The 11933-nt window shown below is 53.7% G+C and carries 6 protein-coding genes; 1 reads left to right on the top strand and 5 read right to left on the bottom strand.

Going from position 1 to position 11933, the window contains the following annotated elements:
- The 5 genes from AC2FNU_RS20945 to AC2FNU_RS20965 form a co-directional block, all read right to left on the bottom strand.
- A partial coding sequence (locus AC2FNU_RS20945; RefSeq protein WP_496792102.1) for an HlyD family type I secretion periplasmic adaptor subunit occupies positions 1 to 1158 on the bottom strand: 1158 nt, incomplete at its 3' end.
- Positions 1142 to 3289 (bottom strand): type I secretion system permease/ATPase, encoded by a 2148-nt coding sequence (locus AC2FNU_RS20950; RefSeq protein WP_496792104.1) that lies wholly within the window; start codon positions 3287 to 3289, stop codon positions 1142 to 1144. The genes AC2FNU_RS20950 and AC2FNU_RS20945, both read right to left, overlap by 17 nt.
- A complete protein-coding gene (locus AC2FNU_RS20955; RefSeq protein ID WP_496792106.1) occupies positions 3286 to 4530 on the bottom strand; it encodes a TolC family protein in 1245 nt (414 codons plus the stop codon). The genes AC2FNU_RS20950 and AC2FNU_RS20955 overlap by 4 nt, the downstream gene beginning before the upstream one ends.
- Before the next feature lie 85 nt (positions 4531 to 4615).
- Entirely contained in the window at positions 4616 to 5458 is an 843-nt protein-coding gene (locus AC2FNU_RS20960; protein ID WP_496792108.1) for a SapC family protein, read from the bottom strand.
- A gap of 46 nt (positions 5459 to 5504) precedes the next feature.
- On the bottom strand, positions 5505 to 9329 hold the full coding sequence (locus AC2FNU_RS20965) for a beta strand repeat-containing protein (protein ID WP_496792110.1): 3825 nt from the start codon (positions 9327 to 9329) through the stop codon (positions 5505 to 5507).
- A 225-nt stretch (positions 9330 to 9554) separates the two neighbouring features.
- On the opposite strand from AC2FNU_RS20965, the gene AC2FNU_RS20970 reads away from it, so the two are divergent.
- Positions 9555 to 11606, top strand: a complete 2052-nt coding sequence (locus AC2FNU_RS20970) for a dockerin type I domain-containing protein (RefSeq protein WP_496792112.1) — start codon at positions 9555 to 9557, stop codon at positions 11604 to 11606.
- The last annotated feature ends 327 nt before the right edge of the window (positions 11607 to 11933 follow it).

Raw genomic sequence — 11933 nt, forward strand, 5'->3', positions numbered from 1 at the left:
TCGAATTTCCACCACGAATACTTCTTCTTCATTCCGCTCTGATCGCGTGATCGTATCAGCGCCAATTCGTATGATTTCACCATCCAACGCTCCATATCGGGCGAAGTCATAAGCCGTGATCTTGACTTTCACAGGCTGCCCGGCACGTAAAAATGCGATGTCCTCGGGTTTTACGTAAGCCTCTACAAGCAGCGTGTCATCCAGAGGCACGATTTCCACAAGCTCTTCGCCACTTCTCGCATGACCACCGATAGTTGTCTGATGAATGCGGTTGACGATGCCCCGCACCGGAGAGCGGACTTGTGCTCGCATAGCCCTGTCGCGCAAAGCAGGCAGCACGGGTTGCAAGGCCGCCAATTCAGCCGTGGCAATCGCAAGGTCGGTCAGCGCGGCACTGCGAAACCGGCTACGGGCCGCTTGGATGCGATCATCGATTTCTTCCAGGCCTGTCTGTAGCCTGTTGGTCACTGCTTCGGCTCGCACCTTTCGCCCTTGCCACTCTGCCTCACTGCGGCGCAAGGCCAGCAACGTTGTCGCAGGCTCCATCTGGCTTTCGACCAAGGGTGCCATAATGGCACGCTCTTCCGCCAAAACTTTTAGCGTTTCCATTGCCGTGACTTGATCCACCAAGCCTTCCTCATATTCACGGTGCTTCTGTTGGCGCTGGCGTTCCAGAATTGCAATCTCAGCCTCCAACTCGGCTTGGCGCCCCTGATACAGTGCCGTTTCCGAGCGTACGACACTCGGTGCCCCTGAAATCAGCTTCGCGTCGAACTCTAACTGAGTTCCGTCTATTTCCGCCTGAAGCCGTTGCGCGCGCGCCATCAGCCCGAATGCGCGTTGTTGTTCCTGACTGAGCTTGCTATCGATTTGTGTGGCATCAAGCTCCATGAGCAATGTGTTTTTGTCCACCAGTTGGCCTTCGCGCACATGTAGCGCGCGAAGGATGCCGGGTTCGCTTGCATCAATCACCTGGATATCTCCGGACGGGACAATGCGACCGTCTACGCGCGTAACATCGTCAATTTCGGTCAGATGTGCCCAAACCACGGCACAGATCAGGCAGGACAGGATCACAATCAAAAGCAACGATCCCTGAACAGGAGAGCGTCCATGCATTTCACGCGCCATAGCGGCCAGATCAGGATGCCGCGACATTCAGGTGCCTCCTGTCACGGTGTGCGTGTCGTGTCAGCAAGCTTTTGGGCCCATCCGCGGCAATCCTGCCGTTTTCCAGTATGATGACCCTATCAACAAGCTCCAGCAGGCTGGTCCGGTGCGTTACAATTATCATAGTCTTGTCAGAAGCTGCGTCTTTCAGACGCTGAATAACTTGAGCCTCGGTTTGGACGTCCATCGCGCTGGTCGGTTCATCCAGCAACAAAATCGGAGGGTGTCCGATGAGCGCCCGGGCAAGTGCAATGGCTTGCCTTTGCCCGCCGGAAAGCCCTTCTCCTCTTTCCGCCAACTGAAGATCATAACCGTTTGGGTGGCTGGAGATGAAATCTTCTACACCGGAAATTCGGCCAGCTTCGATCATGTCCTTGTCCTTGGGCCGGATCGCGCCGCTGGCGATATTGTCCCGGATCGACCCCGAGAACAGCCAAACATCTTGTAGGACAGAGCCGATATCGCGACGTAAGTCACCCGGGTCGATCTGACGAATGTCCAGACCGTCAAGTGTGACCGATCCGACGCGGGGCGAGTATAGTCCCAAAATCAAACGGGCGATCGTACTTTTCCCACACCCGATTTGACCAAGGATCGCAACCTTTTCTCCGGGTTCGATCGTGAGAGAGATCCCTTGGAGCGTGTCAGTGTCTTGATCCGGGTAGGAGAAATGCACGTTATTGAAGGAAATTGCGCCTTTGACCTCGTCCCGGTTCACCCAAGTGCGACCTTCAGGGCGTTCGCTCTCAGCCATCATCAACGTGTTTAGGTTTCGGTATGCGCTTCTGGCCTGGTTCATTCGCGTCAACGTCTGCGCCAGCTGACCCAGGGGTGCCAGTGCGCGGCCGGTCAGCATTACGGAGGCTACAAGCGCGCCCATGCTCGCCTGACCATCAGTGATCAGAAAAACGCCATAAAAGACAATAAGCACTTGAGCTGCTTGTTGGGTGAAGCCGGTCAAGTTCAAGGCAAACTGCGTGATGGCCCGACTTTTCGCTCCATGGGCTGATTGTCGTTCGATCGCCTGTTCCCATCTGGCCCGCATCTTCTGGCCTGCAGTTGTTGTCTTTAGCGTTTCTATGCCCGAGACAGCTTCAACCAGCACAGATTGCTTGGATTGCCCGTCAGCAAGGTTCTTTTCGGCCATACGTGACAGAATTGGTTGAACGACTAAACCGGTCAAAAGAACCAATGGCACCGCGAGGGCAGGGACAATTGCCAGTTGTCCACCCACCAAATAGATCACAAAGACGAATAGACCGATGAAGGGTAAATCGACAACGGCAACAAGTGTGGCCGATGTGAAGAACTCACGCAGTGTTTCAAACTCACGAATGGTGCTGGTCATTGCACCAGTAGAGCCTGTTCGGGATTTCATCCGAATGTTCAGCAATTGATCGAAGATTCGCCGCCCCAAAAGCAAATCTGCCTTTTGCCCTGCTCTGTCGATAAACCCGGCGCGCAGCAGCTTCAGTACAAAGTCGAAAACCAGTGCAAGCGCCACGCCTGTTGTCAATGCGATCAGTGACTCCGTCGCCTCGTTTGGCAAAACGCGGTCATAGACAACCATAATAAATATTGAAGTTGTAAGGCCCAGCAGGTTAGCCATAGCAGCTGCCAGTGCGACCTGTATGTAATCCCATCGGTTTGCGGCAAGAGCTGCACGGAACCAATGCCCCTCATAAGAGGTGGTTTCATGCGAAATTTCGTTGTCGTAACAACGGCGAAACAAAATGGCGTAGCCTGTATATGTGTCGCAAAAGCTAGCTTCGGGGACTTCGCAAATGCCTTCGCCAATTTCGGGGTCGAATATCAGCAATGCACCGTTGCTTGCACGGCCATGGTAAACAACGGCCTGATTTCCTGCCAGAAGCAACAACGCTGGCGCAAGTTTCCCGTCAAATTCGGAAAGGCGGCGCTTGCCATATCCAGCTTGCAACTTGGCACGCTGCGCAACGGAAATGATGTCGCGAATGGTCAATTCCCCAGCTACTCCGGTTTGTGCCGCATGAAGGGTGGTCAACGTTAACGGCCGCTCAAGCGTACTTGCTATGTTCAGCAGGCAAGCCTCGTGGGATGTCAGATTAGGCTTTGAGAGAGTTAAACGGGTTGTAGTCATTTCCAACTGCCCCAGGTCCCAAGTGAAATTCCGAGCAAGTCAAGTATGTCGCCGGTAAGGCTCAGCGCTGCGTAGTTGGTCAGAAAAAAGTTCTGTTCAGCAAGGATCAGACGTTCTTGTGCGTTAACGTAGTCGCGCTGAGCATCGAGGATTTCGATCAAACTGCGTCGCCCAATCGAAAACTGTGCACGCGAGGCGGTGACGTTTTCGGCGTTGGCTGTGACTGCCGCGCGGGCCGCGCGCAATCGTTCGGCACCTGCCTTTTGATCTGAACGAATGAACCCCAATTCCCTTGTGATTTCACGAATGAGTTGTTCGCGCGCAAATTCTGCCTGCTTGACTTGCGCTTCGGCGGCAGCAATCGCCGCCCGACGTTGACCGGTGCTGTCCAATTCGTAGTTGACGGCTAGGTCAACGCCAAAATTGGCGTCTCTGTTTTCGTCTTGATTGGCAAAAGCTGCGACGCGAACATCTGGTCGACGGCGGGCTTGCGCTGCGGACCATTCCGCTTTGGCCGCCAAAAGGCTTGCATCTGCACGACGAATTTGGGGGCTGAACAATACGATCTGAGCGTCGCTTCTTTCCAATTCAGGTGCGGACACGGGTGGGGACAAAACACCAGGATCTGCCCCAAACACTTCGCGAAACCGAGCTTCGGCGCGGTCGGTTCTTGCCTGGGCGTCGGCCAGCCTTGTTTGCGCATCCGCCATGCGCGATTGCGCTGTCAGAACATCTGCATTGGAACCGGCGCCGCTGGCCGTGCGATTCGAGATCTGGACCAGCAACTCTTTGTGAACAATGACATTCTCTCTGAAAATGTTCTGAATTTTCTTCTGATCGAGGACAAGAACGTAGGTCTCAATCGCCGCAAGTGCAGTTGCTGAGGCTGTTTGCAGCTGATTACCTCGGCTTTCCAGCACCCGCGCGCGGGCAGCGGTCAGATCCCCTGCCGCCGCGCCGCCATCGTATACCAATTGTGATACCCTCAGATAAGGTGAAACATCTGCGATATCTGACTCGATCCTTTCAGAACGGGCGTTAACTCCCAACGAGACTTGGGGCAAGAATGCCCCCCTGGCGGCTTCTTGGTTGGCTGCCGCGATGTCCATACCCGTGCCGCTCTGTGCCAGATTTGGGCTGGTCTCAACGGCTGTGCGTATTCTTTGGCCAAACTCACTTTGGCTCAGCGACTTGGAAGGCTTTGCGGCTCCGGCTCCAGCCGTTCCAGTTGCAAATGACATGGATACAGGCGTCAAGTCTGGCGGAGGGGTGCATGCGGAAGTCAAAACCGCAAACAGAGCCAGCGCCATAGCTTTTTCTGCCTTCTCAAAAGGTCGCATATTGACCCTCATGATTGCAGTGCCCGAGATGGCTCTCATTTTCTTGTGCTGTTACCAGCGCATCCAAGAAGCTGGGGAGTTTTGAATTGGTTTTGTCGACCGATTGGGGTCTTAATCGAGCGGCCTGGTTCTGCGCCTTCGACAGCCACGCGAAATGGGTTAATGAAACCTGATGCGCGTGTATAAGGCAAAGACCGCCGTTCTTGGCGAGCAATAAAATGTTGGCATCATTTGTTTTCTGCAATACACCCGCTTTGATGCCGAAATAGCCTTTTGGGATTGGGATACCCTTGTTGGAGACCAGCGGCGAAAAAAGACCCATCTCTGCCAGGACGCGGCACAATCGAAGCGTGTCTTGCATCGAAATAGAAAACGCTTGAAAAAACGTCTGTACTTTTTCAAGCTCAGGGCCCAGAGCACCCGTGCTGTCGTAAAACGTCTCGTCTGCGGGGTCCTTGGTCACAAGCCCTGAGGTTTCGTCAACCAGAAGTTCAAAGTTTGAGGATACGACCTCATCCTTATTTTTGTTCAGTACGCACCGAAACGGAAAACAGCGAAGATCAGATGGGACATACGTGGCGAGCCATCTGCCCTCGGGCGAAACGAAGGGCGTCGGACTATCGGGCATCAGGGAAAGAATGGCCACTGGATAGTAACCTTGGTTACACCTTTTGAAAGCTATCGGAAAAGTGGCCGCCACAGTGAGGATTTCCGCATCCACGACGGCGCAGTCTTTCATTCTGGTCGCAAAATCGAATGAAGAGAAACGTTTCCAGTATTTTTTCCCGTGCCGTCGGCGGCTGACCGGAGTTAAGCCATTCTGTGCCATAACTACCTCATTACAATTGTGGGAATTGATGTGGTCTGAACTTGATTCAGGCGGATGCACCAGTGGGGTCGGTGTGCAGGATATTCTCAGCGTTCAAGCTGCTCAGATCGTTGAGCCCCTGAAATGAGGCGACAGTTTGTACGCTGGCATTGTCAGAGGCCACATAATCGACCTTGACCAGAACGCTATCTGCCCCGTCAGTGGCCATGACGTAAAGTTCGTCCCCGGCCTGTACACCGGCGAGACTTTCCACAGCGTTTGCTATCGTGCTCGTGTTCAGATCGCTCAAGACCGTATCAAAACCAACAAATCCGGTATTTGTTCCAATTCCGTCGCCAACCGACAAAATTTCAAACCCCGTGCCATCGCCGCGCAGCGTGCTTGTGTCCAATCCACTGAACATCAACGCATCGGTTGCTTCGGCTGCTGGGCCGATGCTGAAGCCTGTAATAATGTCCGAACCGTTACTTGCCGGGTCGGCTTCGAAGACAACGACATCGCGACCTGAAGCAGAGGTATCAATTGTATCGTCTCCGTTTCCGCCTTTGATGAATGTGTCGGTATTGGAGGCGGTCAAACTGTCGTCGCCGAAGGTCCCGAGTTGTAACGTGGACGGGCCGCCGTCGGGCGTATTGATGTTCAGCACGATAGGCTGAGCTGGGTCCTGAATCGTCATAGTAAAGGTGACGAGCGGCTGAGACAGATCGGAAAAGGTAGTCGCAGCGCCTGCAAAATTTATGACATCTCCGATGCCTGGGCTGGCCAGAAAAAGATCAAACGCATTGTTTTCCGTTGCAGATCCGCTGTCGAACGTAACTACAGCGGAGTCAAATCCCAGCTCTGCCGTTATTGCAAGGCCACTGGAAATGTCGCGATCCGGATCAGCGTAGATCTCAAAGGTAACGGTTGTACCGCTTCGCCCTGCTTCTGTGATCACATATGCAGCGGGTACATGGGCCACAACCTGGTCGGAAACGGGTAACGGGTTTGGTCCAGCGGTCACTGTGGCATTAGCCGAAAACACAAGGTCATCTCCGGCATTTATGGATGAAAACTCAGTTGAAGCGACAGCCAAAGACCAAGTTCCGTCTCCCGCCACGACGGCCGATCCGACTGTATTTCCATTAAGGGTAACATCTATCGTCTGACCATTTGACAGGCCAAAAGATGAACCACTTAGTGTCAGGCCTGACGTCAGCGCGTCGTTTAAAGCAACGGCATCGTTCACTCCGATTTCGTCCATTGAAAGAATGGGGCGAAAATCGGTTGTGATCGAGCTGTTTGCCACCGCTGAACTGTTGCCTGCCAGATCATTTACAGAAGCGGAAACTGTGTAGTTTGTTGCGTCCGACAGGACGCTAAGATCGCTGGCGGGCACGTCTAATGACCAAGCGCCCCCGGACACATTGCCGGTATAGGTTTGCCCTCCGAAATTTACAGTGACTGTCTGACCATCTTCAGCTGTCGTGGTGCCTGAGATTGTCAAATCCACAGCTTGTTCTGTCACATCCAGCACCGATCCTGCGGGGAGGGGCTCGAGCGTGATAGTTGGAGCCGTAAAGTCGGTGGTGAAACTTGTCGTGGTCGGAGTGCTATTTCCGGCTGGATCTGTGATTGACGCATTGATGCTGTATGTCTCAGCATCCTGAAGAACTGAGATTTCAACGGCTGTCGCCGTGTATGTCCAGGTACCACCAGTTACGGTTGCGGTTCCGCTTAGATCAGTCGTTCCGTCGCCGCGTGCGACGTTGACGCTCACAACTGTTCCGTCTGGTGCATCGGACGTTCCTGACACTGTTAGGTCCGTGCCTTGTTCCACGGCATTCATTACAACGCCGTCCGAAATGTTTGAAATTGTCAAACTTGGCTGTGTGAAATCAGTGTCAAAGCTGAGGCTTGCCTGCGGTGCCGGGTTTCCGGCGGCGTCGGACACATCCGCAGTTACAGCTATGGTGGCTGCATCCGACAAATTGCTCAAATCTGAAGCTGCCACCGTTACGCTCCATGTACCTGAGGAAACAACGCCAGAATACGACTGCCCATTCATGCTGACGTTTACGGTTTGCCCATCCTCGGCATTGGTAGAGCCCGTGATGGTCAGGTCAGTTAACTGCTCTGCGGCATTCATGACTGCCCCATCCGAAAAGCCGTCGATACTGAGCGTCGGTGCCGTCATGTCCGTGGTCAAGGACACATCTGCCTGTGGTGCGGGCAACCCATTGGTGTCATTGACATCTGCCGTGACTGAAAAACTGTTTCCGTCTGAAAGCGAGCCCAAATCGGCAAAGGGTATCGTCACCGACCAAGCGCCACCTGACACCGTTCCGGTGTATGTTTGACCATCCATTGAAACGGTGACTTGTTGTCCGTCCTCGACATTCGCGGTTGTGCCAGTGACGGCCAAGTCTACGCCGGCTTCAGTTGCATTGAGAACCGAACCGACAGGAAGAGGAGAAATTGAAATGGACGGACCAGTCAGATCCACCGGGACTGACAAGACAACTGGAACCGCCGAATTGCCTGCTGCATCTTCCACCGCGACAATAATTGTTGCGGGTACTCCGGTGGACAGACTGCCAAGATCTGCATTGGGGATCGTCACATTCCAGCCTCCACCAGAGGCAGTACCGGTATACAATTGACCGTTAAATACGACACTGACAGGTTGACCGTCCGCAGCCGTTGTGGAGCCTGTGAGCGTCAGATCACCCGAAACATCGACCAACTCGATCGAACCTCCGGCAACAGGATCAAGTGATATAGTTGGCGCCGTGAAATCAGTGTCAAAGCTTCCGCTTGCCTGAGCAGCTGGATTACCCGCCGCATCGATTACATCAGCCGTTAGCGAGACTGTTGTACCGTCCGGCAGGGCAGACAGGGCGGAAACCGGGATAGTGACGCTCCATTGCCCACCGTTTGCTGTTCCGGTAAAGGCCTGCCCGTTCAGCGTTACGGTCACAGTTTGACCGTCCTCCGCGTCAGTGGAACCGAATACAGTCAGATCCGTTGCCTGTTCCGCCGTATTCAGTACGGAACCGTCGGAGAATCCGATGATCGAAAGCGTCGGTGGAACTGTATCAATATCGAAGCGAACTGTTTGAACCGACAATTCCGTCCCCGCGTCGTCCAAGTGTCGTACTGATACGGCCGTTACCCCTTGGGGAAGTGCGGCGGCCTCGGCAGCGGTCAGAGAGAGAGACCAACTTCCATCTGGAGCGGGTGTAATGGATTTGACGAGTGATCCGATGGTTACTTCAACAGTCGAGGTGCCATCCGGTGCGATTGAATTGGTGCTGGCACTGTTCACGGCAGCGGTTTGGAGTTGATCCAGATTGAGGCTCGAGTAAGTGGGCTCAGGTTGTGGCGTATCATTCTCCTCACCTCCGCTTCCGCCTCCACCTCCACCCGCTGCTGCGGCTGCTCCGGCAAGACCCAACCCACCCAAAGCTGCACCAGTCCCACTGATGCCACCGGCTGCGGCTGCTCCGGCTTCAGCTGCGCTGAATTGAACGATTTCAGAGACGGCGTCTTCTGCAATCATGATCGCTCCGCTGTCCAGAACCTGAACGTTTTCAGCAGCGACTATCAGCGTGCGACCGTCAGCCATCTTCAAAAGTACATCGCCGTTTTTCATCAGTTTTGCTGAGCGGACGCCCGGGATGGTTTCTGCAAATTGAAAGGCATACAGCTCTTCGATCGAGGCTTGCGAAAATGCGGGCAGCGCCATAACGGTCGATAGAAGGCCACCAGCCGCCCCGCGACCTGCCCAGCGACCGATTTTCCCCTCGATCCACTGGCGAATGAACTGCTTTCGGTCTGTGTCCGAGGTTGCAACTAACGAACTATTGTTGGACTCAGGTGCTTTGGTCATCTTGCCCTCACATATGGTGCCCGCGATCATTCGAAGGGTATAGGACATTTGCCTTGACGATTTTCTCATCTGTCTTTCCCTACCGTTACTGCTTTGATCGGAAACTAAAAATTGAGTTAATCTGAAACCGAACTCCTCGTTTTCACCACAATTTCGCTTTGGTTTCGGTCTGCGTAGTCAGCCAATCTGTTTTCATTGCCAGGGGTGGCTCAGGAGGTGACGGCAGTGAGACTTCAATTCGAAAGCGTGGTTGCAACGGGGAGCACAGCGCTCGATTCAGGTATCGGCGATACGGCTTTAAAAACGTTTAACGGGGTAACGTATCTCTACTCGGTCACCGGACCCGGGGGTGGTATTGCTGTGTGGCGGCTGGTCGAAGGTGCTTTGCCGCAGCTTGTCGATACAGAGTATTACAGCGGTTCAATCACGTTCCTCGTGGGTCGCAACGGCACACCACTGGATTTCCCGGGCAGCAGTCAGCTTGTGCTGGATGTGAATAGTGCAACGGGTTTGGTTGGGTATGACTTGAATATCGACGGGACCATCGGTGGGTTGCAAGAAACCGGTACGTTGAATGGTGGAGGAGACTTAGGCGCCATTGTTCAAGTGTCAGTCGGGGCGACAGATCTGTTCGTGATCGCGCATGAAGCCACGGGTCAAATCGGGACATATCAAGTCGCTCCCGACGGCACGCTCGGTTTGGCTGGTTCAATACAAGGCGAGGCCGACTCCATGGAGACAGCGCGCGCCGGCTCTGGTCACTTTCTTGTTTCGAGCGATGCGGCGGCCAATACAATTGCGACTTTCCAGATAAATAGTGGCACCGGCATTTTGACTAAAATTGACAACAATGACACCTTGGAAGCGCTTGGAATTTCGACGCCAACTGCCGTCGAAACAGTAGAGGCTTATGGAAAATCCTGGGTGGTTGTTGCCGGTGCAGGAAGCAACTCTCTTAGTGTGTTGCAAATGAACCAGGACGGGGGACTGAAAGCCACGAACCATGTGCTGGATACGCTCGATACTCGCTTTGCAGCGGTTCAGGACCTAGCGGTTGTGGAAGTCAACGGACGCGTATTTGTTGTTGCCGGAGGGGGTGATGACGGGGTGAGCCTCTTTACGCTGACACCTCAGGGCCAGTTGGTTCACCTCGACAGTTTTGCGGACACATTGGCAAGCGGACTGCAGAACGTCGAATCACTCAGCGCTGCGCATGTTGGGAATGAGCTGCAAATTCTGGTCACATCGCAACAAGAGGCTGGCGTCACGGTTCTAACGGTTCCAATGGGCGATCTGGGCACAGTACAGACAGGTTTTGCTACCGTGTCCGGGACGGCATCAGACGACATGCTCAGTGGTAGTATTCTGGATACAACTCTGATTGGAGGGCAAGGGGACGACGTTTTGATCGCTGGGGCAGGCTCAACAACAATGTCAGGTGGTACAGGTTCCGATATTTTTGTGATGCAGTCAGGAAGTGGACTGACCACGATCTCAGATTTTCAACCAGGTGTGGATCGGTTGGACATGTTCGACTATCTGCTTTTACGTTCACCTCAACAATTGACTGTAACCAGCACCGCGCAAGGTGCTCGGATCGAATACCGAGGCGAAGTGGTAGACGTTCACTCGGCCACTGCTGGGCCGCTGACGGCTAGCGATGTTTTTGGGGCGGGTTTTGAAGGACCCGATCACATTCCAGTCGATTTCGGGAATTTTGGTGTTTTGACACCAGATAGCTCCGATGGATTTGCTGGGCCCGTTTCTGTAAACAGTGAAACAGCCAATCCAGGTCTTTCAGATGCAGAGATCAGGTTTACGCCTGACGGTGGTGGTACAGTTTCTACCATGGCTGACGACCAAGGTATGTTCGATCTGGACCTCCCAGACGGAACCTACCCTGGTAGGTTAGACGTTATCAAATATTACTCCACGGCCAGCAACGAAATCGATGCCCTGGACGCTTTGCAGGTCCTGCGCATTTCCGTGGGTCTGGATCCGACATGGGGTTCAGCAACGGCTGAAAACCTGATTGCCGCCGACGTTAACCAGGACGGGTCCGTCAACGCATTAGATGCGCTTGCGATACTTCAGGTTGTTGTCGAAGAACCCTCGGCACCCGATCTGCAATGGGTTTTCCTGGATGAAAATTCAGACTTGTCGGGGGTCAGTAAAGACAATGTCGACTATGAGACGGGTGCTGACGTGATTGCTGTAGATGGGGTAATTGATGCGGATATGACATCTATTTTGCTTGGCAATTTGGAAGCCGCATGAACTTTGCCACGGTCGTTGATAACGTCTTGATCCTAGTATCTCCTGGCTTTGTCCCATGCTCAAGCCTGCTGCGCTGGCGTCAGACAAGCAACCTGTGACAACAGCAACCGGTTTCAGGTGCGCAAGTTTCCGCGTCATGAAACACCCGCCAGAAGATAAGTTCTGACACTCTTGCTGGGAGGCTGGTATTGCAAGTACGTCGTCGGACGATCACTGTTGCAACAAAGCAAAAGGGTAGGATTGTCTGGTGTTATTGTCCGCACTTTGCCGGTTGTAATACCGTGCCTTGATCAAGAAAAGCCGAGTTGGTATCTGTGATTCGTGTCG

The organism is Ruegeria sp. BHSB064 (assembly GCF_059613205.1).